Source organism: Stenotrophomonas sp. YJH_SMC_4 (genome assembly GCF_059371575.1).
In genome coordinates this window covers 138732-161327 of record NZ_JCAFUR010000008.1, presented here as the reverse complement: position 1 = coordinate 161327, position 22596 = coordinate 138732, and the positions used below count along the sequence as shown (strand labels likewise).

Genomic DNA, 22596 nt, shown 5'->3' with positions numbered 1-22596 from the left:
TCCTCGGACCAGCGCAATTCCGTGCTGACCCAATGGCTGCACCACTACAACTGGCACCGCCCTCACATGGGGATCGGTGGCCAGCCACCTATTTCCAGAGTCCTGCTGAACAACGTGGTGGGTTTACACAGTTAGTCGACTATCGCGCGCAGCGCGGGGTTTTCGCGATCTGATGGAAGAGCAGTCGACTAACAGTCGACTCTACCTCGGCAGACCCGCCACACCGTGGTTGCCGGCCAGCGGCCGGCACTACCGTGCGTTGGGTCACGCCGTGACCGGCTGTGGCGCGCGCTGCTGCAGCGTCCAGACGATGCCACCGCCGATCAGGGTCAGCGCGGCGGCGAACGCACACACGCCAAGCCAGTCCCAGGCTGCATAGGCCAGGCCACCCACACCGCCCAGCACGCTGGACCCCAGGTAGTAGGCGAACAGGTACAGCGCCGAGGCTTCCGCACGCATCGTACCGGCACGGCTGCCAACCCAGCTGCTGGCGACCGAGTGGCCACCGAAGAAGCCAAACGTCACCAGCGCGATACCCAGCGCCATCGTGCTCAGCCACGGCATCGCCAGCAGCACGATGCCGGCGCCGATCAGCGCGAACGAGATCGACAGGATGCGGCCGCGGCCGTAGCGCGTGGCCTGCTGGCCCATCCACGCCGAACTGAAGGTGCCCACCAGATAGACGCTGAAGATCAGCCCGACCACGGTCTGGCTGAGATGGTAGGGCGGTGCCAGCAGGTGGTAGCCGAGGTAGTTGTAGAGGGTGACGAACACGCCCATCAGCACGAACGAGGTGGCGAACAGCCACGGCAGGCCCGGGTCGGCAAACAGCGTGCGCCAGCGCGACGGCAACTGGCGCAGGCCATCGCGTCGCGCGCTGAAATGGCGCGACGGCGGCAGCTGCAGCCACAGCAGCACGGTGCTGGCGATGGCGATGATCGAGACCACGCCTATACCCCAGCGCCAGCCCCAGTGGTCGGCGATGATGCCGGCCAGCAGGCGCCCGCTCATGCCACCGATGGCGTTGCCGCCGATGTACAGGCCCATCGCCAGGCCCAGCGCGCGGCTGTCCATTTCCTCGACCAGGTAGGTCATCGCCACTGCCGGTACGCCGCTCAGCGCCAGGCCGAGCAGGGTGCGCAGCACCAGCAGCGTGGTCCAGTCGTCCACCAGTGCGGTGCACAGCGACAAGGTGGCCGATGCCAGCAGCGCGGCGATCATCAGCGGGCGGCGCCCGATCGCATCGGACAACAGGCCGGCCAGCAGCATCGCCACCGCCAACGTGCCGGTGGTCAGCGACAGCGACATCGCGCTGCCGGCGGCGGACACGCCGAAGTGGCGGCTGAACTCGGGCAGCAGCGGCTGCACCGTGTACAGCAGGCCGAAGGTGGAGAAGCCAGCCAGGAACAGCGCCAACGCGGTGCGGCGGAAGGCCGGCGTGCCCTGCTGGATGCGGGTCTCGGCACCGGAATCGGCAGTGTGGGGGCGGCGTTCGACGGCCGCCGCAGTTTCGCCAGTCATGGGATCGATGGGCCGGTGGGGACGGCCGGGCGTGGGAGGGAACGGGCCTAGACTAGGCCCGCCCATCCAGTCGATCCATAACCTGATAGGTCAGGATTGATACGCGAAAAATATCAATTCAGCTTACAGGCGCTGCCACTCGAAGCCGTCGCCACGGCGGTAGTACACCGCCACCGCCCTGCCGTAGACCTTGTCGGCGTCGACGAAGCCGAAGAAGCGGCCATCGAAGCTGTTGCCGCGGTGGTCGCCCAGCACCAGCACCTTGCCGGCCGGCACCACCAGATCGGCGATGTCCGGACCGCCGCCCATGTCCAGGTCGAGGCGGGCGCGACGCTCACCGAAGGCTTCCACGTCCTGCAGGTCGGCGATCTGCAGCGGCTGGCCGTTGATGCTCAGGTGTCCCTCGCGCATCTGCACGTGGTCCCCCGCCACCGCCGCCACGCGCTTGATCAACCGGGTGCCATCGGCCGGCGAATCGAACACCGCCACCTCACCGCGTTGCGGCGTGCCGGTGGACATCAGTTCCTTGTTGGTGAACGGCAGGCGCAGGCCGTAGGCACGCATGTCCACCACCACCCGGTCGCCGGGCTGCAGGGTCGGCTGCATCGAGCCGCTGGGCACTACGTAGTGGTTGGCCAGGGTATCGCGGGCGGCGGCCAGCAGGCCGAGCATCACCAGCAGCGGCAACGCCTCCTTCTTCAGCCAGGCCAGCGCCCGTTCGGAAAAGGGAGGGCGGGCAACAGCATCCATGGCAGGCTCCGGGTAGGTGGTAGATGCATCAGACCACATCCGGGCCGAAGAGGTTCCCGCGCCGGCTTGTTGTAGAGCCGAGCCCGCGCTCGGCTGCTCTTTGAGCGTCGGCGCACGCCAGCCGAGCGTAGGCTCGGCTCTACATGAAGGGTTACGCAGGTTTTACGCCCCGGTCCGGCCGCCGGCATCGCACCTTTACGGGCAGCACGCGCATCGTGTGCCCACCGCGCCACACGGCGCATTCCGCAAGGTGTTGTATGACCCTCCTGGTGATCCGCCACGCCTCTTCGTCGGCACCGCGTCCCCAACTGCCGGCACAGCTGGCCGGCCATCGCGTGCTCTGCAGTGACTGTGCCAGCCTGTCCGAGGTACGCCAGTGCCTGTGCCAGCCGCAGGCGCGCTCGGCCGACTGGGTACTGCTGGATGTCGGTGCCGCCGACGAGGCGCAATGGCAGGCCGAAGGTGGCGCGCTGCAGGCGGCGCTGGAACGGCTACCGGCGCAGTACATCGAGTTGCAGGCGCCCAGCGAACCTGGTCTGGATGCACGCCTGCGCCTGCAGCACGGCCCCGCCGCCGTGGTGGTCGACCAGCGCAGCCAGCAGGCCGGTTACCCGTTGTCGCTGGCCATTGTCGGCCGCCGCCTGGCGCAGGAGAGCTGAGTCATGTCGATCTTCATCATCCGCGGCCCGGAAGCGGCCGGCGCCCTGATCCGCACCGCGATGCCGCTGCCGGCACCGGTCCTGAAGTCGCTGGTGCATCGCGCGATCGACGCCGGCACCAGCGTGGCGATACGCGCCTGCGGCTCGGAACAGGAACTGCTGGACGCCCTGCGCGTGGCCGACCACAGCCGCGGCGAGGTGACGCTGCTCGATCCGGGTGCCTGTGCCAACAGCCTGCGTCTTCAGCGCCTGCTGCCCTACCTGCACAACGCCTACGTGGAAGTACATGACGACGGCGCGGTGGCCGAGCCGTGCCTGCCGGCCGGTGTCGGCCAGCGCCTGGGCATCGCCGCCGGGTACGGTGCGCAGAGCTATGTGCTGGCGCTGGACATCGCGCTGGATCACCTGGGATTGGCCGAACAGGCCAACCGGGTACACGTGGGGACGTGATGGCCGGGCTGTGCCCGGCACCCGGTAGTGCCGGCCGCTGGCCGGCAACCTCAACAGCAACAGCCAAAGCCGTTTTCCTGGGGGATGGCGGGGTGGGTCCGGTTGCGGGGGACGCTGCAAGTACGTGCCTGTAAGCTTGGCCGCGGCATCCATGCCGCGGACACCCCCGCAACCGGACCCACCCCGCCTTCGACAGATCTCCGCGAACTGTCGGAACAGCATGGCCTGCTTCTGGTGGGTGTCGACCTTGGTCGATGCATGGATCCACGCCATGCGTGGATGAGCGGCAAACTGCGGAATCTGTCGATGGTATCGATTCAACGAAAAACGGCGGGGTTTCCCCCGCCGTTATTTCTTTCGTACTTCAGGTCGCGCTTATTTCAGTCCGCGGAACTTCAGCAGCGGTTCCACCGACGGGTCCTTGCCGCGGAAATCGCGGTACAGGGTCGACAGCTCCACGCTGTTGCCGCGCGAGAGGATCTTGTCGCGGAATTCCTGGCCATTGGCGGCGGTCAGGCCACCGTGTTCGGTGAACCACTGGTAGGCGTCATGATCCAGCACTTCGGCCCAGAAGTAGGCGTAGTAGCCGGCCGAGTAACCGCCACCCCAGATGTGGTCGAAGTAGGTGGTGCGGTAACGCGGCGGCACCTGCGGCAGGTCGACCTTGAACTTCTTCAGCGCGCTGGCTTCAAAGGCGCCGACGTCCTGCAGCGGCGCGTCGGCCTTCTGCGTGTGCCAGGCCAGGTCCAGCAGTGCGGCCGACAGGTACTCGGTGGTCGCATAGCCCTGGTTGAAGCTGCGTGCCTTGAGGATCTTGTCGACCAGCTCCTGCGGCATCGCCTCGCCGGTCTTGTAGTGCTTGGCGTAGTTGGCGAACACCTTCGGGTCCAGCGCCCAGTGCTCGTTGAACTGCGACGGGAACTCGACGAAGTCGCGCGAGGTGGCGGTGCCGGCAATCGACGGATACTTCACGTTCGAGAACATGCCATGCAGTGCATGGCCGAACTCATGGAACATGGTGGTGACGTCGTCGAAGCTGATCAGCGCAGGCTGGCCGGCGGCCGGCTTGGTGAAGTTGCAGACGTTGTAGACCACCGGCTTGGCGCCGGTCAGGCCGTCCTGCTCGACGAACACGTCCATCCAGGCGCCGCCAGACTTGCTGTCACGCTTGAAGTAGTCGGTGTAGAACAGGGCCAGCGAGGTGCCGTCCTTGTCGAACACTTCGTACACCTTCATGTCCGGGTTGTAGGTCGGAATGTCGGTACGCGGCTTGAAGGTGATGCCGTACAGCTGGGTGGCGGCGTAGAAGACGCCGTTCTGCAGCACGTTGTCCAGTTCGAAGTACGGCTTGATCTGCGACTCGTCCAGATCGTACTTGGCCTTGCGCACCTGCTCGGCGTAGAAATCCCAGTCCGAGGCGGCGACCTGGAAGCCGCCCTTCTGCGCGTCGATCACCTTCTGGATCTCGCCGGCTTCGGCGCGCGCCTTGGCGGTAGCGGCCGGCACGGTGTCGGTCAGCAGCTTCAGCGCGGCAGCCGGGGTCTTGGCCATCTGGTCGCCCAGCTGGTAGTCGGCGAAGGTGTCGAAGCCAAGCAGCTTGGCCTTTTGCGCACGCAGCTGGGCCAGGCGCTGCACGGTCTGCCGGGTGTCGTTGGCATCGCCACGCTCGGCGCGGGTTTCCGAAGCCTTCAGCACGGCGGCACGCTGGTCGCGGTCACTCAGCGAGCCGAGCACCGGCTGCTGGGTGGTGTTCTGCAGCGGCAGCAGGAACTTGCCATCCAGCTTGCGCTCCTTCGCTGCGTTGGCGGCGTTGTTGATCGCATCCTCGTCCAGGCCGGCCAGCTTGGCCTTGTCGTCGACGACCACGGCGGCGGCCGCGGTGGCAGCCACCAGGCGGGTATGGAACTGGGTGGAGAGCGTGGTCTCTTCCACGTTGAGCTTGCGCAGCGATGCCTTGTCGGCGTCGGACAGCTGTGCGCCGGCGCGCACCAGGCCATCGTAGTAGTGCTCGACCAGGCGCTTCTGCACCGGATCCAGTTCAAGCGTGTCGCGCTGGTCATAGATCGACTTCACGCGCGCGAACAGCTTCGGATCGAGGTTGATCTCGTCCTGGTGCGCAGCCAGCTTCGGCGCCACTTCTTCCTGGATCTTCTGGCGCGCATCGTTGGTATCGGCCTGGACCAGACCGAAGAAGATGCGCGACACGCGGGTCAGGGTCTCGCCGCTGCGCTCCATCGCCACGATGGTGTTGTCGAAGGTGGCCGGCTCGCTGCTGTCGGCGATCTTGCGAACGTCGGCCAGGTGCTGGCGCATGCCTTCTTCGAAGGCCGGCAGGTAGTCGCTGTCCTTGATCTTGTCGAACTGCGGCGCCTGGAACGGCAGCGTGCTGGCGCTCAGCAGCGGATTGGTGGAGGCTTCGGCCGGCTGCTGGGCCGGGGCTTTCTGGGCATCGGACACGGGGGTGGACTCCTTGCCGGAACAGGCCGCCAGCGCCAGGCTGATGGCGGCGGCCAGGACTACGGTACGCGACATGTAAAACGCTCCTTGGGCAGACGGTATGGAATACCAGCCCTCCACCCTACTCCTGTCGCGCTCGCCCGGCATGTGCCGGACGTGGCGTCTATGCGACGGCCTGTGGCCGGCTCAGACCGTGCCGCGGGTCTTGCCGATCCACGGCCGGTAGAACTCGCGGATGGCGGCCATGTCGGCAGCATCGTCGCCGGTCGGCTGGAACAGCGGGCCGATGCCGATGGTCTTTTCCGGATAATGGAAATAGGCGGCCAGGATCGGCACGTCGGCCATCCGGGCGATCTTCAGGAAGCCGGCCTTCCACTCCTTCACCGCCTTGCGGGTGCCTTCGGGGGTGATGGCGAACCACATCTTCTCGTTGTTGCGCAGCAGGTCCACCGCCTGGCCCACCGTGCCCTGCGGCGAGCTGCGGTCCAGCGGGATCACGCCCAGCTTGTGCAGCAGCGGCCCCAGCGGCCACCAGAACAGCGAGGCCTTGCCCAGCACCTTCACCTTCATGCCCAGCGCGATCTTGGCCGCCATGCCCCACAGGCCGTCCCAGTTGGACGAATGCGGCGCGATGATGAACACCAGGCGCGGGATGTCAGGCAGGGTGCCGGTCACCTTCCAGCCGCCCATGCGCAAGGTGCAGCGCGCCAGCCAGCGCAGGAAGGCGTTGGGTTTGACCTGTGGCATCTGCGGCGGCACGGCCGGCAGCAGCGGAGTCGGGTTGTTCAAGCAATCACTCCCAGTCACGTGATGAGCGCCCGCGCTTGATCTGCGCGCGCCCGCGTTTGGCGTCCAGACGACGCAGTTTCGACCCGAGGGTCGGCTTGGTGGCCTTGCGCGGTTTGGGCACGCTCAGCCCGGCCTGGATGAAGGCCGCCAGCCGCTCGCGCGCATCCTCGCGATTGCGATCCTGGGTACGGAAACGTTGCGCGTCGATGACCAGCACGCCTTCGCCGGTCATGCGCCGGTCACGCCGCGCCAGCAGGCGCGTGCGCAACGGTTCGGGCAACGAGGGCGAGTTGGCCACGTCGAAACGCAGTTCCACCGCAGTGGAGACCTTGTTGACGTTCTGGCCACCGGCACCGCTGGCACGCACGAACCGCTCGACGATCTCGCCGTCGGGGATTTCAAGCTGCGCGTTGATGGTGACCGGTCCACTGCCCATCCGCGCATTGTAGCGGCAGCCACGTGTCGGAGTGCGCATCGCGCGCCGTATGCCGCCGATCAGGTACCGAACACGCCGCCTTCGCCTTGGCTGCGGGTATGCTGGCCATCCCATGTACTGCAGGAAGCCCCGCATGACCCGCTTCGTACCCGCCCTGCCGTCCCTGCTGCGCCGCGCCGCCCTGCTGCTGGCGCTGGCCGTGGCCAGTGTCCCCGCCCTGGCCGCGCCGCCGACCGATGGCGACATCAACCGTCTGCTGTCCGCGTCACGTGCGCAGAGCATGATCGACACCATGCTGCCGCAGATCGAGGCGATGCAGCAGCAGCAGTTCCAGCAGGTGGCCGCACAGCGCCAGCTCAATGCCCAGCAGCAGGAGCAGCTGAAGCGGATCCAGGCACGGACCAGCCAGACCCTGCGCCAGGCACTGTCCTGGCAGCAGCTGCGGCCGATGTACGTGGACCTGTACAAGAAGACTTTCAGCAAGGAAGACGTGCTGGCGATGGCCGAGTTCTACGAGAGCGCGGCCGGCCAGAGCCTGCTGGACAAGACCCCGGCCCTGATGCAAAACGTGATGGTGGCGATCCAGGCGCGCATGCAGCCGCTGTTCGCGGACCTGCAGAAGGACCTGGAAGCGATCGTCAACGAGCCGGAAAAGAAGTGAGGTCGTGCCGGCCGCTGGCCGGCAACCTCGTATGGTTGGGATCAGGCAGATGCCGGCCAGCGGCCGGCGCTACCGTCTATAGGTCCACCTGCCAGCCGAACAGGTCCAGCGCCTTCTGGAACTCACGATCCAGCGGCGCACTGACATCCACGTTGCCGCCCTCAGGATGCGGGAACCGCAGGCGCTCGGCGTGCAGCAGCATGCGGTGCACGCCCTGCATGCGGAAGATGCGGTTGTGGCGGCCATCACCGTGGCTGGTGTCGCCGATCATGTGATGCGACAGGTGCTTGAGGTGCCGGCGGATCTGCCGGAAGCGCCCGGTCTGGGGCTGGCAGCGCAGCAACGCATAACGCGAGCGGGTGAACTCGCCGACCGGCACCGACAGCTCGCCGGTGGCCAGGCGCTGGAAGTCGGTGACCGCCGGCTTTTTCACCGGTTTGCCCGGGCCGCCGTCCAGATCATGATCGACCTGCCAGGCGAGTTCGGCCGGCCAGCCCCGGCAGACGGTCAGGTAGTCCTTCAGCACCTCGCCACCCATCAGCGCCTTGCCCAGCGCACTGGCGGTCTCGCGGTCAAAGGCCAGCAGCAGGCAGCCACTGGTGGCCCGGTCCAGGCGATGCACGAGGAAGATCGGGCGGCCCAGCTGCTCGCGCAGGCGGTCGGCCAGGAAGTCGTCTTCGCCACGGGCCAGCTTGCTGTCGTGGACCATCAGCCCGGCAGGCTTGTTGACCACGGCCAGGCGCTCATCCAGGTGCAGCAGCTGCAGGGGCGCGGTTTCAGTCTCGACCGCGGCGAGGGTATCGGGTTCGGTGCTCACGGCGGGATTATCGAGGCTGGGCACTGAATGCGGTAGAGCCGGTCGCTGGCCGGCTGCCTGCGGATCGTCTGGCTGCTGGGGTTGCCGGCCAGCGACCGGCACTACCAGATCAGGCGCGGCCGGCACTACCGGATCAGGCGCGGGCAGCACGGCGGTCAGGCGTTGCGTACGGCCAGCAGCTCGCCGTTGCCTACCGGCACCAGGCTGGTGCTGAAGTTCGCGTCAGACTCCAGCAGCGTCCGCAGCGGTTCCATCTCTCCCGCATGCGAGGTGGCGTTGTCCACCACCAGCAGGCCACCCGGCCGCAGCACGCGGCGCAGCTGCGGCCACCAGCCGGCGTATTGCCCGCGGTCCGAATCGAGGAACAGCAGGTCAATGCTGGCATCGGCGGCCTCTGCAAGCCACGGCCCGGCATCGTCGTGGACCAGCGTGATGCGATCGGCCAGGCCACTGCGCGCGAAGGTGTCACGCGCCATCGCCGCCTTGTCCTCGGCGTATTCCAGCGTAGTCACGTGGCCGTCGATGGCGGCGGCGGCCTCGGCCAGCCACAGCGTCGAATAGCCGTTGGAGGTGCCGATCTCCAGTACGCGGCGCGCAGTGCCGAAGCGCACCAGCACCGCGAGGAATTCGCCCGTATCTGGCGTGATGTTGAGCATGCGGCGGCCGCGTTCGACTTCACGGGCGTCGTTTTCGGCACCGAAGTGGGCCAGTTCGTTCTTCAGTTCCGACAGTTCCAGGGCCATTTTCCGCTGAGCTCGCCATGACGCAGCGTCCATTCTTACCCGAATTCCGGAATTTCGTATGAATCCTAGAGCCGCTGCATTTTCACGCTGAGATAGTTCCCGCCTCCTTCGCGCGGGGACAGCATGCCTGGCCGCCGCGCACCCGGCTTCCGCTAGGACACGGCCATGACATTGAACATTCTGGCAATCGGTGCCCATCCAGATGACATCGAACTCGGTTGCGGTGGCAGCCTGGCAAAGCTCGCCCGCGCCGGCTCACGCATCCATGCACTGGTACTCAGCCGTGGCGGCCGGGGCTGCCACGCCGGCATCGACCGCAGCGATGAATCGCATCGCGCCCTGCACCGGCTCGGGGTGGCCGAGGTGATCCAGCAGGATTTCCCGGACACACGATTCCCCACCTGCCGCAACGACATCATTGCGTCGATCGAACAGGTCTGCACGCTGATCGAACCAGGCCGCATCTACACGATGTGTGGTGAGGATCATCACCAGGACCATCGCACCGTTCACGAAGCGTCGATCATCGCCTGCCGCCACATTCCGCAGATCCTCTGTTATGAGAGCCCCAGCACCCTGCCGCAGTTCGCGCCGCAGGTGTTCGAGGACATCAGCGCGCAGCTGGAGCTGAAGATCCACGCGCTGCGCGAGCATGCCAGCCAGGGCGATCGCCACTACATGCAGGAAAGCCACCTCCGCTGCCATGCGCAGTTCCGTGGCCAGCAGATCGGCATCGGTCCCAGCGAGGGCTTCCTGCCCTACCGTCTGGTGCTTTGATGAAGACGCTGTTGTTCCTGGCCATGTGCGCTTTCATCCTGGTACGAATCTGCGTGCAGGCCTCGCGCCGGCCCAGCACCCGCCTGTACAGCATCGACGCGATCGTGCCGGCCTACAACGAAGCCCCATGCCTGGAGCGCTCGCTGGCCAGCCTGCTGGAAAACCCGTACGTGGCGCGGGTGATCTGTGTCAACGATGGTTCCACCGACAACACGGCTCAGGTGCTTGATGCGCTGCAGGCGCGCTGGCCCGGGCGCCTGGTGGCCGTGCACCAGACCAACACCGGCAAGGGCGGTGCGCTGATGCACGGGCTGCAGCACGCAACCGCCGAGCAGGTGTTCCTGACCGATGCAGATACCCATATCGATCCGCGCAGCCATGGCCTGGGTTATCTGCTGGCCGAGATCGAGCGCGGCGCCGATGCGGTTGGCGGGGTCCCCTCGTCCAGCCTGCAGGGCGCCGGCTTCCTCCCCCATGTACGCGCCAGCCTGAAACTGCCGATGATCGTGATCAAGCGCAGCTTCCAGCAATGGCTGGGCGGCGCACCGTTCATCGTTTCCGGCTCATGTGGCCTGTTCCGTACTTCGGTGCTGCGCAAGGTCGGATTTTCCGATCGCACCCGCGTGGAAGACCTCGACATGTCCTGGTCGCTGGTTGCGCAGGGCTATCGGGTTCGCCAGAGCATCCGCTGCGTGGTCTACCCGCAGGAATGCAACACGCTGGTGGAGGAATGGCGGCGCTGGCGACGCTGGATCGTCGGCTATGCGGTATGCATGCGCCTGCATCGCCGCCTGCTGCTGACACGCTTCGGCATTTTCAGCATCCTGCCGATGATGCTGCTCGCCCTGGCCGGCATCATGCTGTCGCTGCAGGTATGGTTCGGCGCGGCCCGGCTGCACGGACCGGGTGGCCTTGCCCTGTCGGTGATGCCGCTGTTCTGGACCGGCATCGTCATGCTGCTGGCAGTGATCAGTGCCATCCACCACCGACGCGCGTGGCTGGTGCCGGCGGCGGCCTTCTCGATGCTGTATGTACTGCTCGCCTATGCGATCTGGCTGTTTCATGGCCTGGCGGGGCTGTTCACCGGCCGCGAACCCGTGCGCGACAAGCCGACGAGGTACCCGCATGTGGTGGAATGACCTCGCCGCGATGGCCGAGGCACTGTCGACACTTGCGCCCCACACTGATCCCGACGCAAGGGTCTCGCCACGGGCCACCCTGCAGGGCGCCGTACGGATCGGTGCCGGCAGTCGCATCTGCGACGGCGCCCATGTCCAGGGTCCGGTGTCGATCGGCCGCGACTGCCTGATCGGCAACAACGCACTGCTGCGCGGCCCGCTGTGCATCGGTGACGGCACGCGTATCGGCTTTGCCAGCGAACTGAAGAACGCACGGTTGGGCAACCAGGTCAGCATCGGCCCGCAGTGCTTCATCGCCGACAGCCGCATCGATGACCGGGTCTATCTCGGCGCCCTGGTGCGTACCAGCAACCATCGCCTGGATGGGGCAATGGTCACCGTCCACATCGGCGACACCGTCATCGACAGCCAGCGCGACAAGCTCGGCGCCTGGATCGGCGAAGGTGCCGCGCTGGGCGTCGCCGTGATCATCCTGCCCGGCCGCATCGTCGCGCCGGGAAGCCAGTTCGGGCCGCGCATCACCGTGGAACGAAACCTGCCGCCCGGCCGCTACCGGCTGCTGCAGTCATTGCATTCCCAACCCCTGGAGTAACCCCATGCGATTGATCATCCGTGGCGCACTGCCATGCGCCCTGCTGCTGGCTGTCTGCAGCGCCCACGCCGGCGTCGACCGTGTCACGGTGCAGCTGGACCATGCCGACTACAGCGATGGCTTCGGCAAGCGCGACGTACAGACCGTGGACGTGGCCGGCCGCAGTGGCGGCAGCCGCTGGCACCTGGGGTTGGCCCATGGCGAGCGTGACTACGGCAGCAGGCGATTCAGCGGCAACCGCATGCAGGGCTCGCTGCACCATCGCTGGAGCCCGCGCCTGTCCACCCGCACCGCTGTCACGGCATCCAACGATGATCCGGTGTTCGTCAACCGCCAGGTCAACCAGGACATCCAGTGGAAAGTGACACCGCAGACCGTACTGAGCGTGGGCGGCAAATACGCCCAGTACCATGCCGGCGCCCATGTGAGCGGCTGGTCGGTGGGTGCCTCGCATTACTTTCCGCGCGTGACTGCCTCACTGCGCCACGAGCGGCACCGCCAGTCCAATGGACCGGATGGGCATGGCACCACACTGTCGCTGCGGCTGAAGGATGGGCAAGGCCGTGGCTCGACCCAGCTGTGGCTGGGCAGCGGCACGTCCGGCTATACCGCCGAGTCCGATCCGCTGCTGCTGCGCGAGCACGATGCACGGCGTGCCTTCCTGCGCCGCAGCCAGCCATTGGGTGAGCATCTGGTGCTGGACGTGGGTATCGGCAAGACCTGGCACAGGACGCGCCTGGACAGCTTCCAGAGTGTGCAATCGCACCTGGGCCTGGGCTACCACTGGTGAGCCTGTAATTGATCGGCGGCGTACCGTGCCGCCGATCTTCAATCTGCCGGGGTCAGCGCCACCACGCGCGCGCCAGCGCCACCACGCCGACCGCACCGGACAGCCAGCTCCACGCCGGCACGTCGCCCCAGTACCAGCCCGGCGGCTGCAGCACATACATCAGTGCAGCGATGGCGAGCAGGCCCACACCGGTGATCGCGCCCACGGCGCGCTTCTGCAGGCGCTGCAGGCTGGCATCGAGCGCGACCAGATCGCGCGAACGCATCGCCAGTTCGTGGCGGCCTTCCACCTGCTGGGTCAGCCAGGCGTGCACCAGCCGCGGCATGTCCGGCGCATGGGTCATGATTTCCGGCAGGCGCTTGCCCAGCTCGCGCACCACCCGGCGCGGGCTGTAGCGCTCGCGCAGGATCTTCGCCAGCACCGGCTTGGCCACCGCCCAGATGTCGATCTGCGGGTCCAGCTGGCGGCCGACGCCCTCGATGTTCAGCAGGGTCTTCTGCAGCAGGATCAGCTGCGGCTGCAGCGTCAGCTGGTAGCGCTGCGCCACCCGGAACAGCTTCATCAGCACTTCGGCCAGCGAGATCTGCGACAGCGGACGGGTGAAGTACGGCTCGCACACTGAACGCACGGCCGCTTCCAGATCGTCGATGCGTACGTGGTCGGGCATCCAGCGTGCCTGCACGTGCAGTTCGGCGATGCGGCGGTAATCGCGGTTGAAGATGGCCATGAAGTTCTCGGCCAGGTAGTACTGATCTTCCTGCGAGAGCTGGCCCATGATGCCGAAGTCCAGCGCGATGAAGCGCGGATTGGCACGGCGCGCCGGATCGGTGTCGACCCAGATGTTGCCGGCGTGCGCATCGGCGTGGAAGAAGTTGTCGCGGAACACCTGGGTATAGAACACCCGCACGCCCTTGGCGGCCAGCGCCTTGCGGTCGATGCCGGCCTTGTCCAGTGCAGCGATGTCATCGGACGGAATGCCCCAAACGCGCTCCAGGGTCAGCGCGCGCTCGGCGGTATGGCTCCAGATCACTTCCGGCACGTACAGGTCGTCGCTGTTTTCCCAGAAGCGGCGCAGCACGCTGGCATTGGCGCCTTCGCGCTGCAGGTCCAGCTCGGCGGCCAGGGTGTTCTCGACCTCGGCCACCACTTCGCGCGGCCGGATCTTGTCGGCGCGCGGATGGGTGCGCTCGACCAGGGCGGCCAGCGAATTGAGCAGGGCGATGTCGGCGTCGATCTGCTTCTCGATGCCCGGGCGAAGTACCTTGACCACCACCTGGCGGCCATCGGCCAGCGTGGCCGCATGCACCTGCGCGATCGAGGCCGAGGCCAGCGGTTCGGTGTCGAAGCTGGCGAAGGCCTCGCTGACCGGCAGGCCGAGCGCGTCCTCGACGATGCGGCGCGCGGTCTCGCCATCGAACGGCTTGACCCGGTCCTGCAGCAGGGTCAGCTCGTTGGCCACGTCCGGCGGCACCAGGTCGCGGCGGGTGGACAGGATCTGGCCGAACTTGACGAAGATCGGGCCGAGGTCCTGCAGCGCCAGGCGCAGGCGCGCACCGCGCGACTGCGAGGCGATGCTGGCCGAGGCGCGCGGCACGAACGGCTTGGCCAGGCGCAGCCAGCGTTCGGCCGGCGTGCCCTGCAGCAGATCGTCGAGGCGGTAACGCAGGATCACCCGGCCAATGCGGCTGGCCCGCAGCACGGCCTTCATGCGGCACCCCGCAGGCGCTGCACGCGTGCACCAAGGCGCTCCACGTCATCGCGCAGCACATCCACGTCGTCGTGGAAGGCATCCAGCTCGGCGCGCGGCACCACATCGCGCGACTCCTCGGTGATGAACTCAGCGGCGCTGTGGGCCAGATCGATCGCCCCCTGGCGCGCGTGCTGCAGGGCGCTGCGCAGGGTGTTGGCGACCTGCACGCCCAGTACTTCGCCGAATACGCTGACGAAAGGCTGCTGCCAGTCCGGATCGAAGCCCTTGGCCAGCTGCTGCAGGCGGCGCGCCAGCTCGGCATCGCCGGCCACGCGCACACGGCCCTTGCCGTTGTTGTCGCCGCGCCGCGCGTTGGCCAGCAGCGGCAGCTGCGCCAGCACGCCGGCCAGGCTGCTGCGCACGGCCAGGTCGGCTTCCTGTGCATCCACCGGGCCGACCCGCAGCTGGTCGCCGTCGACGCTGATGCGCATCGCCAGCGACGGCGCTTCCAGGGTCAGGTCGATATGCCGGCCGTCGAGGCTGGCCAATGCATGGCGGGTATCCGGATCCAGCGCCAGCGCGCGGTTCAGGGCGATCTGCAGGGCGCGGCCAGCGACCGGCTTGAGGGACTTGAGCAGGGAGAGAGCCATGTGCGCATTCTACCTGCGTGGGTGGGGAGCTTGGGCCGGGCTGCCGGGCTGCCGGGCTGCCGCCCGGCACCCGTGGTAGTGCCGGCCGCTGGCCGGCAAGATCAACATCAAAAGCTGGCTATCCGTGGGATGGCGGGGTGGGTCCGGTTGCGGGGGACGCTGCAAGTACGTCCATGTAAGCTCGGTCGCCGCATCCATGCGGCTCACGCCCCCACAACCGGACCCACCCCGCCTTCGACAGTTTCCTGTCGTCCGTGGGGTCGGATCCCGTTGTAGCGCAACGGGCTCCGACCCCTGTTGATGGGCCATGAGGACGGTAGATCCACGCCATGCGTGGATGGATTTCTGGTTCATCTGTGCCTCACGCGGAGGGCCGATGAAGGTTCATGCTATGGGGCCACGCAACGCACAGGACATCGCATTCCCCATGGCACGGACCCGGGTTGGCATCATTTTCGGGGGCAAGTCTTCCGAGCACGAAGTTTCGCTGCAGTCGGCGAAGAACATCCTCGATGCGCTTGATCGCGAGCGCTTCGAGCCGGTGCTGGTCGGCATCGACAAGCAGGGCCAGTGGCATCTGAGCCAGCCGGATACCTTCCTGATCAATGCCGATGATCCATCGCGCATCGCGCTGCATCGCTCGGGCCAGTCGCTGGCGGTGCGCCCGGGCGCCGAGCAGGCGCAGCTGCAGCCGTCCGATACGGCCAGTGCGCTGGGCCAGATCGATGTGGTGCTTCCGATCGTGCACGGGCCACTGGGCGAGGACGGTGCGCTGCAGGGCCTGCTGCGCATGGCGAACCTGCCCTTCGTCGGTTCGCCGGTACTGGGCTCGGCGGTGGCGATGGACAAGGACGTGACCAAGCGCCTGCTGCGCGACGCGGGGCTGCAGGTGGCGCCGTGGCTGTGCATCCGTCGCCATCAGGCCGCGGAGGTCGATGCCGATGCGGTGATCGCCCAGCTCGGCCTGCCGCTGTTCGTGAAGCCGGCCAACCAGGGTTCGTCGGTGGGTGTGAGCAAGGTCAAGGATGCGGCGGGCTTTGCCGAGGCACTGGCATTGGCGCTGCGCTACGACCACAAGGTGCTGGTGGAATCGGCGGTGGTCGGCCGCGAGATCGAATGCGCGGTGCTGGGCAACGAGCACCCGCAGGCCAGCGTATGCGGCGAGGTGGTGGTGCACGACGAGTTCTACGCCTACGACACCAAGTACATCAATGCCAATGGCGCTGACGTGGTGGTGCCGGCCGACATCGACGCCGCCACCCAGGCGCGCATCCAGCAGATCGCGCGGCAGGCCTACCAGGCGCTGGAGTGTGCGGGCATGGCGCGCGTGGATGTGTTCCTCACCGCAGACGGCGAGATCGTCATCAACGAGGTCAACACGCTGCCGGGCTTCACCCGCATCAGCATGTACCCGAAGCTTTGGGGCGCCAGCGGTGTTGACTACACCACGCTGATCACGCGCCTGATCGAACTGGCGCTGGAACGCCATGAGGCCGATCGCGGGCTGCAGAGCGCTGTGTAACGTGGTGATCGCCCGCAGAGTCGAGCATGGCTCGACTCTGCGGAAAGCGATGCCGGCCAGCGGCCGGCACTACCGGCTAGCCTCGCTTGCGGAACATCGAGATCACCGCAAGGATCAGGAACACCACGAACAGGATCCAGGCGATGTTCGTTGCGGCGCCGGCGATACCGGAGAAACCCAGAACGGCGGCGATGATGGCGATGACAAAGAAAATGATGGCGTAATGCAGCATGGCGCTCCTCGCGGGTGGTCGAGCCTTGGATGGCGTGGGTCCATCCTCCCGATCCTGCGGTGTGCAACCAGTGATGGCGATCTATGCAGCAGATGAAGCCTTCAGCCTGCGCAGCCCTTCTTCGATGCTGACCTGCGGCACATAGCCGAAGTCACGGCGGGCCGGCTCCATGCTGTACCAGTGCGGCGTGCACAGCTGTTCGGCCAGGAACCGGGTCAACGGCGGTTCGCCGCGCAGGCGCAGCAGCGGCCACAGCCGCTCGCAGATGGCGCCGATACGGTACGCGATCTTGAAGCTGATCGCCTTGTCCACGGTCGGTGCACCCACCGCCTGCAGCAGCTTGTTGACCAGCTCGCGCATCGGCAGCGGTTCGCCGTTGGAAATGAAGTAGGCCTTGCCTGCACATGCGGCACCGGGCGCCAGTGCCTCGAAGGCGAGGAAGTGGGCAAGCGCGGCGTTGTCGATGTAGGTGGTATCGACCTTGTTGCTGCCATCGCCCACCAGGCGCAGGCGGCCCTGTCGTGCACGTTCGGCCAGGCGCGGTACCAGCTGCTGGTCGCCAGGGCCCCAGATCAGGCGCGGACGCAGCGCCACCGTCGCCAGCGACGCGTCATTGGCCGCCAGCACGCGCTGTTCGGCAATCGCCTTGGTGGCCGCATAGGGCGCCTGGAAATCTTCGCCGTACGGCACTTCGTCGGCGCCGAGGCCTTCCACCGGGTGGGTGGCCCGGTGCGTCACGCTGGGCGTGGAGGTGTAGACCAGCCGGCCGATACCGTGCACGCGACAGGCTGCGATGACGTTGTCGGTGCCGACCACATTGGCCTGGTGGTAGCTGTCATAGCTGCCCCACGCACCGGCCTTGGCACCGTTGTGGAATACCGCATCGACGCCGGCCACCGCATGCAGGACCGCCTGCGGGTCGGCCAGGTCGCCACGGATCTGGCCCACGCCCATCACCTGCAGCTCCGGGTAATGGCTGCGGTTGAACGCCAGTACCTGGTGGCCACGTTCGACCAGCCCGCGGCACAGCGCCTGGCCAAGGAACCCACCACCACCGGTGACCAGGATCTTCATGCGCGCTTCTCCAGTTCGGCGCTGGCCCAGACGGCGAGCTTCTCGCGGCCGATCTTGGCGTTGTGACGGATATCGACGGGGAACGCCGGATGCACCAGGAAGTGCTGCAGGCCGGCCTCAGGCGTGCGCGCTGCGGCATGCGCACGCAGCGCTTCCTGCAGCGCCGGGCTGTCGGACTGGCCGCGCAGCAGTTCCACGCACAGCACCGGCACCTGCGCACCGGCGGCGCCGACACCGACCAGCGCGGTGCGCGCCACGCCTGCGACGGTGTTGAACACCGGCTCGACCTGTTCGGTGTACAGCGGTCCGCGCGCGGTTTCCACGCGCTGCGTCTTGCGCCCGCAGAACCACAGGCGACCCTGCGCATCGAAGTAACCGACGTCGCCCATGCGATGCACCACGCGGGTGCTGCCATCGGCCAGCGTCTCGCGGATCTTCGCTGCGGCCGTGGCCTGCGGGCGGTTGAAGTAGCTGTCGGTGGCGGTCGGGCCAGCCACCGTGATTTCACCCACTTCGCCGACCGCCAGCACGCGCGCCTGCGACCAGTCGGCCAGCGGCGCGTCATCGATGGCGATGATGCGCACTTCGTTCGGCGCCACCACGCTGCCCACGCAGGTGCCGGCGCCGGCCTCGGTGGCGGCGCGCGTGCGTTCCAGCTCGCGGCCTTCGACCACCGCTACCGGCAGGCACTCGGTAGCGCCATACGGCGTCCAGAACTGCGCGTCGGCCGGCAGCAGGCTGCGGATGGTGGCGACTACGTCCGGCGGCACCGGCGCACCCGCCGAGGTCACCCGGGTCACCGTCGGCAGCGGCCGGCCATGCTTCGCCAGCACCCGCATCAGCGCCGGCGAGCCGAACAGCTGGGTCACGCCGAAGCGCTGGATGGCGTCATGCAGGCGGGCCGGGTCGGCCTGTGCCGGCCGGGTCGGGTCCATGTCCGGGATGACCGAGGTCAGGCCCAGCGCAGGATCGAACAGGGCAAACGGCGGGAAGGTCGGCAGGTCCACCCCGCCCGCTTCCATGCCGAAGGCGCTGCCCAGCAGCTGGATCTGGCCGACGAAGTGGCGATGGCGGTAGACCACGCCCTTGGGCACGCCGGTGGAGCCGCTGGTGAACAGGATCGCGGCCATGTCCTCGCCGTCGGTGGCGGCCAGCATCGGCCCACCCTTGGCGCCGGCGCGCTCCAGCGCGGCCAGCGTGGTCCCGCCCCAGCCGAGGCGGCGGCCCACGGTCACCAGGCGCGCCGCCGAGGGGGCCCAGCGCAGCACCAGCCGCGCCACATGCGCCAGCGGAATGCCGATGAAGGCCTCCGGCTGCGCCTCGTCCAAGCACTGCTTCAGCGCGCGCCTGTCGATGCCCGGGTCGACCAGCACCGGCACCGCGCCCAGCTTGAACAGGGCAAACATCAGCAGGAAGAACTCCGGCGACGGCCGCACCATCACCACCGTGCGCACTCCACGGCCGATCCCGTAGCCGGCCAGGCCGGCCGCCATGGCGTTGCTGCGGGCGTCCAGCTGGCGGTAATCCAGGGTCACGTCGTAGGCGGCCATGCCGTTGCCGGCGCCACGGCGGCCAGGGCAGCGGATGGCGATCTGATCAGGCCGTTCACGCGCCAGTTCAGGCAAGCGGGCGGCAATATTGCAGGGTCGGTTCATCCGTTCATTGTCGCCGCTTACGGAATTTCTTGCGCGGCGGCCCACTTCGTGGAAAATCCGCACCCTCGTTCCTGATTCCGACTGCCGCCCGAGGCGGCTTGCCCATGCAACATCCCTGCATGACCTGCGGCGCCTGCTGCACCCAGTACCGCGTGGCCTTCCACTGGATGGAATCAGACGAGGTCACCCCCGGCGGCGTGCCGCACCAGCTCACCGAGGTGCTGGACCCGCACCGCCTGTGCATGCGCGGCACCCATTCCAAGCCGGTGCGCTGCGTGGCGCTGGATGCGCAGATCGGCGTGTATTCACGCTGCACCATCCATCCCAACCGGCCCAGCGTGTGCCGCGAGGTGGATGCATCGTGGGAGTACGGCAAGGCCAGCCCGCAGTGCGACAAGGCGCGCATCGCCTATGGCCTGGATCCGTTGACGCCGGCCGACTGGCGCTGGCGCGATGACGCCGACAATGACGACGACCATCCGGACGACAACGGCAACAGCCCTTCCTCGCCGCCGCAGGCGCCGGTCGCCGCGTAATGGTAGTGCCGGCCGCTGGCCGGCAACCTCATCAACCCTTCGGGTGTGCCGACCAACGGTCGGCACCCACCGGAAGAGGAAGGGGTGGATGCCGACCGTTGGTCGGCACACCGATCAGATCGGGTTCTTGTCCAGAAAGGCGCGGATCTCCGGCACCAGCACTTCGTGCTTGTCTTCCAGCACGTAGTGGCCGGCGTCCTCGAACGCATGTACCTGGGCCTGCGGCAGCGCGGCCTGGAAGCCCTTCAGGAAGTGGTGGTCGAACACGAAGTCGCGCAGGCCCCAGCCGAGGAAGGCCGGCCGGTCGGCGAACGACGGCAGCGCCTTGCCGGCACGTTCCAGCAGCGACCACGCCTTGTCGGCCGGCGACAGCGGGATGTCCTGCATGAAGCGGATGGTGCTGATGCGGTTGGCGTAGCTGTTGTACGGCGACACGTAGGCGCGGCGCACGTCGGCCGGCATCTTCCGCTCCACGCCCAGCCACGAGGCACCTGACGAGAACGCGTTGAAGGTGCGGATGATCCACTCGCCGATCTTCCAGTGGCGGCCCAGCGCGATCTGCCACGGCATCTTCTTCGCCGCCGGCATCGGGAACGCGGCGGTGTTGAGCACCACCAGGCGCTTCACCTGGTCGTGATGCGACAGCGCCCAGCCGAAACCGATCATGCCGCCCCAGTCGTGCACCGCCAGGGTCACCGGGCCGGTGATGCCCAGATGCTTGAGCAGCGCATCGAGGTCGTCAACGCGCGACTGCAGCGTGTACTCGTAGCGGCTGTCATCGGGCTTGTCCGACAGGCCCATGCCGATGTGGTCCGGCACGATGCAGCGGTACGTGTCCGACAGGCCGGCGACAAGCGTGCGCCAGTAATAGCTCCACGACGGGTTGCCGTGCACCATCACCACCACTTCGCCGTCGCGCGGGCCTTCGTCGAGATAGTTCATCGACAGGCCGGGGCGTACCTCGAAGCGCTGCGGGTGGGCGGGGTAACCGGGAAGCTGGGACATCGGATCGCACCTGTAGAAAGGGCCGGTAAACCGGCCCTTGAACACTTGGAAAAATCATCGCTGCCCGTCGTGCAGCAGGTCAGCGGTGACTCTTTTACCAGACCACTTCAGCCATCGAGCAGTTCAGGCCCGAGCCGATACCCAGAAGCGCGATGCGATCGCCCTTCTTCAGCTTGCCCAGCTGCTTGAGCTTGCTCAGCACGATCGGCACCGAGGCCGGGCCGATGTTGCCGTGCTCGCCGAAGATGGTCATGACCTTCTTCGGGTCGATGCCGAAGTTCTTGATGAACGCGGCGGTGTGCGGCTGGCTGACCTGGTGGATCACGAACTGGTCCAGCTCTTCCACGGCCCAGCCCAGGGCGATCTTGGCGGCGCTGAAGGTCTTCTGGGCCAGCTTGATGCCTTCGATCAGCAGCAGGCGGGTGTCGGTGACCATGCGGTCCAGGTTGCCCAGGCACAGCTGGTTCCACTCGGTGGCCGAGCGCGTCACGCCGCCCTTGTAGCGCGGCGCGTCCGGCACCAGCTCCGAGCGCGCCATCACCATCGCCGCGGCACCCGAACCGGTGGTCAGGGCGGCCAGCTCGTTGCGGAAATCGTCGGCGGTGACGTCCGGGGCGGTCATGCGCTCCAGGGTCTTCTCGTACACCAGGTTGGCGGTCTCGCCGTCCACCACCAGCGCGTAGTCGATGTCACCGCGCTCGATCATGCGCGCGGCGATGTCCATGCCGTTGATGAAGGCCAGGCAGGCATTGGCGACGTCGAAGGTCATGCACTCGTCGCTGACGCCGAGGTTGCCCGAGACGATGGAAGCCGTGGACGGCTCCAGGTAGTCGCGGCTGACCGAGGTGTTGACCAGCAGGCCAACCTGCGTCGCATTGATGCCTGCGTCTTCCAGTGCCTTGCTGCCTGCCATGGTGGCAGCGTCGGACGCCAGCACGCCGTTGTCCCACAGGCGGCGCGCGTGGATGCCGGCGATGTCGCCGAGCACGTCGGTGCGGATACCCAGGCGATCCAACGTCGGCTGCAGGCGTTCGTTGATTTCCTTGGTGGTCAGCGTATGCGGCGCGTCGACGTGTGCCAGGCCGGCGATCGAGACATTCTTGAAGAGCATCGAGGTTAGCGCCAAGGCTCAGGCAAAAGGGGGCGCTATTCTATAACCCCCGGGGCCTTCACCGCATCTTTACGAATTCAGCCTTGGCCGTATGGTGAAGCGTTCAGCGCGGCGGGCACTGGAATGCGGCGAAGCGCTGGCTGCCATCGGCCGGGGCCGCGGCGGCCTGCACGGCATTGGCGCCGGCGCTCGGGGCCTCGTTGCGGGCCAGGGTTTCCAGCTCTTCCTGCACGCGCAGCGGGTTGCGGTTGTAGAAGCCGACCTTGCTCTTCACGGTCACCACCACCTCGCCCTTGGCGATGCAGCCTGCGGGAACCGGGCCTGCCGGCAGCACGCGGGTCGCCTTGCCGGCCGGTTCGATCGGCACCCAGGTACAGGCGGTGACGGTGAGCAGCAGGGAGGAAAGCAGCAGAACGCGCATGGGCAGATCCTGGAAGGGTATGGAGGGATTCTGCCTGAACCGCCTGAATCGGGGGTAGCCGGTGGGGGGACGGATCCCCCGCAGGGGGTTGTGACCCCGCCTTCGGGTCACGGCGTTGC

General features: G+C 67.2%; 25 protein-coding genes. 10 read left to right on the top strand and 15 right to left on the bottom strand.

The window, feature by feature from the left end; genetic code table 11:
- A partial coding sequence (locus tag AC5P9F_RS13890) for an integrase core domain-containing protein (RefSeq protein WP_224481892.1) occupies positions 1 to 135 on the top strand: 135 nt, incomplete at its 5' end.
- Positions 136 to 264: 129 nt separating this feature from the next.
- On the opposite strand, the gene AC5P9F_RS13885 is transcribed toward AC5P9F_RS13890, so the two are convergent.
- Both AC5P9F_RS13885 and lepB read right to left on the bottom strand, forming a co-directional pair.
- A complete protein-coding gene (locus AC5P9F_RS13885; protein WP_274850012.1) occupies positions 265 to 1521 on the bottom strand; it encodes an MFS transporter in 1257 nt (418 codons plus the stop codon).
- Between the two features lie 123 nt (positions 1522 to 1644).
- Positions 1645 to 2271 carry a signal peptidase I gene (lepB, locus tag AC5P9F_RS13880; protein WP_274850011.1) on the bottom strand — a complete coding sequence of 209 codons (627 nt, stop codon included), beginning with the start codon at positions 2269 to 2271 and terminating at the stop codon, positions 1645 to 1647.
- A gap of 257 nt (positions 2272 to 2528) precedes the next feature.
- Between lepB and AC5P9F_RS13875 the strand changes: the two genes are divergently transcribed.
- Positions 2529 to 2930 carry a hypothetical protein gene (locus AC5P9F_RS13875; protein ID WP_061480257.1) on the top strand — a complete coding sequence of 134 codons (402 nt, stop codon included), beginning with the start codon at positions 2529 to 2531 and terminating at the stop codon, positions 2928 to 2930.
- A 3-nt stretch (positions 2931 to 2933) separates the two neighbouring features.
- On the top strand, positions 2934 to 3380 hold the full coding sequence (locus AC5P9F_RS13870; protein WP_004153636.1) for a 3-dehydroquinate dehydratase: 447 nt from the start codon (positions 2934 to 2936) through the stop codon (positions 3378 to 3380).
- A gap of 375 nt (positions 3381 to 3755) precedes the next feature.
- On the opposite strand, the gene dcp is transcribed toward AC5P9F_RS13870, so the two are convergent.
- The 3 genes from dcp to arfB form a co-directional block, all read right to left on the bottom strand.
- Entirely contained in the window at positions 3756 to 5912 is a 2157-nt protein-coding gene (gene dcp, locus AC5P9F_RS13865; protein ID WP_012478784.1) for a peptidyl-dipeptidase Dcp, read from the bottom strand.
- A 111-nt stretch (positions 5913 to 6023) separates the two neighbouring features.
- Entirely contained in the window at positions 6024 to 6626 is a 603-nt protein-coding gene (locus AC5P9F_RS13860) for a lysophospholipid acyltransferase family protein (RefSeq protein WP_005407645.1), read from the bottom strand.
- A 4-nt stretch (positions 6627 to 6630) separates the two neighbouring features.
- Complete coding sequence (gene arfB / locus AC5P9F_RS13855; protein WP_005407644.1) at positions 6631 to 7062, bottom strand: alternative ribosome rescue aminoacyl-tRNA hydrolase ArfB; 432 nt, start codon at positions 7060 to 7062, stop codon at positions 6631 to 6633.
- A 133-nt stretch (positions 7063 to 7195) separates the two neighbouring features.
- Between arfB and AC5P9F_RS13850 the strand changes: the two genes are divergently transcribed.
- Entirely contained in the window at positions 7196 to 7723 is a 528-nt protein-coding gene (locus AC5P9F_RS13850) for a DUF2059 domain-containing protein (RefSeq protein ID WP_126928911.1), read from the top strand.
- A gap of 76 nt (positions 7724 to 7799) precedes the next feature.
- Here AC5P9F_RS13850 and AC5P9F_RS13845 read toward each other — a convergent pair whose 3' ends face one another.
- Both AC5P9F_RS13845 and AC5P9F_RS13840 read right to left on the bottom strand, forming a co-directional pair.
- Positions 7800 to 8540 carry a pseudouridine synthase gene (locus AC5P9F_RS13845; RefSeq protein ID WP_012478780.1) on the bottom strand — a complete coding sequence of 247 codons (741 nt, stop codon included), beginning with the start codon at positions 8538 to 8540 and terminating at the stop codon, positions 7800 to 7802.
- A gap of 155 nt (positions 8541 to 8695) precedes the next feature.
- Complete coding sequence (locus AC5P9F_RS13840; protein WP_005411908.1) at positions 8696 to 9283, bottom strand: O-methyltransferase; 588 nt, start codon at positions 9281 to 9283, stop codon at positions 8696 to 8698.
- A 165-nt stretch (positions 9284 to 9448) separates the two neighbouring features.
- On the opposite strand from AC5P9F_RS13840, the gene AC5P9F_RS13835 reads away from it, so the two are divergent.
- Genes AC5P9F_RS13835 through AC5P9F_RS13820 form a run of 4 tightly spaced genes read left to right on the top strand, consistent with a single transcriptional unit; the run spans position 9449 to position 12581 of the window.
- Complete coding sequence (locus tag AC5P9F_RS13835) at positions 9449 to 10060, top strand: PIG-L deacetylase family protein (protein WP_123959371.1); 612 nt, start codon at positions 9449 to 9451, stop codon at positions 10058 to 10060.
- Positions 10060 to 11199, top strand: a complete 1140-nt coding sequence (locus AC5P9F_RS13830; protein ID WP_165711177.1) for a glycosyltransferase family 2 protein — start codon at positions 10060 to 10062, stop codon at positions 11197 to 11199. The genes AC5P9F_RS13835 and AC5P9F_RS13830 overlap by 1 nt, the downstream gene beginning before the upstream one ends.
- Positions 11186 to 11791: an LbetaH domain-containing protein gene (locus AC5P9F_RS13825; RefSeq protein WP_043035695.1), complete on the top strand. Its 606-nt coding sequence runs from the start codon at positions 11186 to 11188 to the stop codon at positions 11789 to 11791. The genes AC5P9F_RS13830 and AC5P9F_RS13825 overlap by 14 nt, the downstream gene beginning before the upstream one ends.
- A 4-nt stretch (positions 11792 to 11795) precedes the next feature.
- On the top strand, positions 11796 to 12581 hold the full coding sequence (locus AC5P9F_RS13820; protein ID WP_012478775.1) for a YaiO family outer membrane beta-barrel protein: 786 nt from the start codon (positions 11796 to 11798) through the stop codon (positions 12579 to 12581).
- Between the two features lie 52 nt (positions 12582 to 12633).
- Here the strand turns inward: AC5P9F_RS13820 and ubiB are convergent, their stop codons facing one another.
- Together ubiB and AC5P9F_RS13810 are read right to left on the bottom strand one after the other, a co-directional pair.
- Complete coding sequence (gene ubiB / locus AC5P9F_RS13815) at positions 12634 to 14289, bottom strand: ubiquinone biosynthesis regulatory protein kinase UbiB (RefSeq protein WP_012478774.1); 1656 nt, start codon at positions 14287 to 14289, stop codon at positions 12634 to 12636.
- Positions 14286 to 14921, bottom strand: a complete 636-nt coding sequence (locus AC5P9F_RS13810; protein WP_005411902.1) for a ubiquinone biosynthesis accessory factor UbiJ — start codon at positions 14919 to 14921, stop codon at positions 14286 to 14288. Before AC5P9F_RS13810 ends, ubiB begins: the two co-directional genes overlap by 4 nt.
- A gap of 427 nt (positions 14922 to 15348) precedes the next feature.
- On the opposite strand from AC5P9F_RS13810, the gene ddlA reads away from it, so the two are divergent.
- Positions 15349 to 16443 (top strand): D-alanine--D-alanine ligase, encoded by a 1095-nt coding sequence (gene ddlA, locus AC5P9F_RS13805; protein ID WP_059034202.1) that lies wholly within the window; start codon positions 15349 to 15351, stop codon positions 16441 to 16443.
- A 76-nt stretch (positions 16444 to 16519) separates the two neighbouring features.
- On the opposite strand, the gene AC5P9F_RS13800 is transcribed toward ddlA, so the two are convergent.
- The 3 genes from AC5P9F_RS13800 to oleC all read right to left on the bottom strand — a co-directional run bounded on the left by AC5P9F_RS13800 (position 16520) and on the right by oleC (position 19404).
- Positions 16520 to 16675, bottom strand: a complete 156-nt coding sequence (locus AC5P9F_RS13800; RefSeq protein ID WP_005407633.1) for a DUF1328 domain-containing protein — start codon at positions 16673 to 16675, stop codon at positions 16520 to 16522.
- An 81-nt stretch (positions 16676 to 16756) separates the two neighbouring features.
- Entirely contained in the window at positions 16757 to 17749 is a 993-nt protein-coding gene (gene oleD, locus AC5P9F_RS13795; protein ID WP_274850010.1) for a 2-alkyl-3-oxoalkanoate reductase, read from the bottom strand.
- Positions 17746 to 19404: an olefin beta-lactone synthetase gene (gene oleC / locus AC5P9F_RS13790; RefSeq protein WP_076739806.1), complete on the bottom strand. Its 1659-nt coding sequence runs from the start codon at positions 19402 to 19404 to the stop codon at positions 17746 to 17748. The genes oleD and oleC overlap by 4 nt, the downstream gene beginning before the upstream one ends.
- 104 nt (positions 19405 to 19508) lie before the next feature.
- Between oleC and AC5P9F_RS13785 the strand changes: the two genes are divergently transcribed.
- A complete protein-coding gene (locus tag AC5P9F_RS13785; RefSeq protein WP_005407630.1) occupies positions 19509 to 19940 on the top strand; it encodes a YkgJ family cysteine cluster protein in 432 nt (143 codons plus the stop codon).
- A 114-nt stretch (positions 19941 to 20054) separates the two neighbouring features.
- On the opposite strand, the gene AC5P9F_RS13780 is transcribed toward AC5P9F_RS13785, so the two are convergent.
- The 3 genes from AC5P9F_RS13780 to AC5P9F_RS13770 all read right to left on the bottom strand — a co-directional run bounded on the left by AC5P9F_RS13780 (position 20055) and on the right by AC5P9F_RS13770 (position 22477).
- Positions 20055 to 20945 carry an alpha/beta fold hydrolase gene (locus tag AC5P9F_RS13780; RefSeq protein WP_033835519.1) on the bottom strand — a complete coding sequence of 297 codons (891 nt, stop codon included), beginning with the start codon at positions 20943 to 20945 and terminating at the stop codon, positions 20055 to 20057.
- Between the two features lie 94 nt (positions 20946 to 21039).
- On the bottom strand, positions 21040 to 22056 hold the full coding sequence (locus AC5P9F_RS13775) for a 3-oxoacyl-ACP synthase III (protein ID WP_043034981.1): 1017 nt from the start codon (positions 22054 to 22056) through the stop codon (positions 21040 to 21042).
- A 103-nt stretch (positions 22057 to 22159) separates the two neighbouring features.
- Positions 22160 to 22477, bottom strand: a complete 318-nt coding sequence (locus AC5P9F_RS13770; RefSeq protein ID WP_005407628.1) for a DUF4156 domain-containing protein — start codon at positions 22475 to 22477, stop codon at positions 22160 to 22162.
- Positions 22478 to 22596: the final 119 nt, after the last annotated feature.

Coding starts and splice junctions, on each gene's coding strand:
- AC5P9F_RS13885 (WP_274850012.1), bottom strand. CDS start 1,521: ATGACTGGCGAAACTGCGGCGGCCGTCGAACGCCGCCCCCACACTGCC.
- lepB (WP_274850011.1), bottom strand. CDS start 2,271: ATGGATGCTGTTGCCCGCCCTCCCTTTTCCGAACGGGCGCTGGCCTGG.
- AC5P9F_RS13875 (WP_061480257.1), top strand. CDS start 2,529: ATGACCCTCCTGGTGATCCGCCACGCCTCTTCGTCGGCACCGCGTCCC.
- AC5P9F_RS13870 (WP_004153636.1), top strand. CDS start 2,934: ATGTCGATCTTCATCATCCGCGGCCCGGAAGCGGCCGGCGCCCTGATC.
- dcp (WP_012478784.1), bottom strand. CDS start 5,912: ATGTCGCGTACCGTAGTCCTGGCCGCCGCCATCAGCCTGGCGCTGGCG.
- arfB (WP_005407644.1), bottom strand. CDS start 7,062: ATGGGCAGTGGACCGGTCACCATCAACGCGCAGCTTGAAATCCCCGAC.
- AC5P9F_RS13850 (WP_126928911.1), top strand. CDS start 7,196: ATGACCCGCTTCGTACCCGCCCTGCCGTCCCTGCTGCGCCGCGCCGCC.
- AC5P9F_RS13840 (WP_005411908.1), bottom strand. CDS start 9,283: ATGGCCCTGGAACTGTCGGAACTGAAGAACGAACTGGCCCACTTCGGT.
- AC5P9F_RS13835 (WP_123959371.1), top strand. CDS start 9,449: ATGACATTGAACATTCTGGCAATCGGTGCCCATCCAGATGACATCGAA.
- AC5P9F_RS13830 (WP_165711177.1), top strand. CDS start 10,060: ATGAAGACGCTGTTGTTCCTGGCCATGTGCGCTTTCATCCTGGTACGA.
- AC5P9F_RS13825 (WP_043035695.1), top strand. CDS start 11,186: ATGTGGTGGAATGACCTCGCCGCGATGGCCGAGGCACTGTCGACACTT.
- AC5P9F_RS13820 (WP_012478775.1), top strand. CDS start 11,796: ATGCGATTGATCATCCGTGGCGCACTGCCATGCGCCCTGCTGCTGGCT.
- ubiB (WP_012478774.1), bottom strand. CDS start 14,289: ATGAAGGCCGTGCTGCGGGCCAGCCGCATTGGCCGGGTGATCCTGCGT.
- AC5P9F_RS13810 (WP_005411902.1), bottom strand. CDS start 14,921: ATGGCTCTCTCCCTGCTCAAGTCCCTCAAGCCGGTCGCTGGCCGCGCC.
- ddlA (WP_059034202.1), top strand. CDS start 15,349: ATGGCACGGACCCGGGTTGGCATCATTTTCGGGGGCAAGTCTTCCGAG.
- AC5P9F_RS13800 (WP_005407633.1), bottom strand. CDS start 16,675: ATGCTGCATTACGCCATCATTTTCTTTGTCATCGCCATCATCGCCGCC.
- oleD (WP_274850010.1), bottom strand. CDS start 17,749: ATGAAGATCCTGGTCACCGGTGGTGGTGGGTTCCTTGGCCAGGCGCTG.
- oleC (WP_076739806.1), bottom strand. CDS start 19,404: ATGAACCGACCCTGCAATATTGCCGCCCGCTTGCCTGAACTGGCGCGT.
- AC5P9F_RS13785 (WP_005407630.1), top strand. CDS start 19,509: ATGCAACATCCCTGCATGACCTGCGGCGCCTGCTGCACCCAGTACCGC.
- AC5P9F_RS13780 (WP_033835519.1), bottom strand. CDS start 20,945: ATGTCCCAGCTTCCCGGTTACCCCGCCCACCCGCAGCGCTTCGAGGTA.
- AC5P9F_RS13775 (WP_043034981.1), bottom strand. CDS start 22,056: ATGCTCTTCAAGAATGTCTCGATCGCCGGCCTGGCACACGTCGACGCG.
- AC5P9F_RS13770 (WP_005407628.1), bottom strand. CDS start 22,477: ATGCGCGTTCTGCTGCTTTCCTCCCTGCTGCTCACCGTCACCGCCTGT.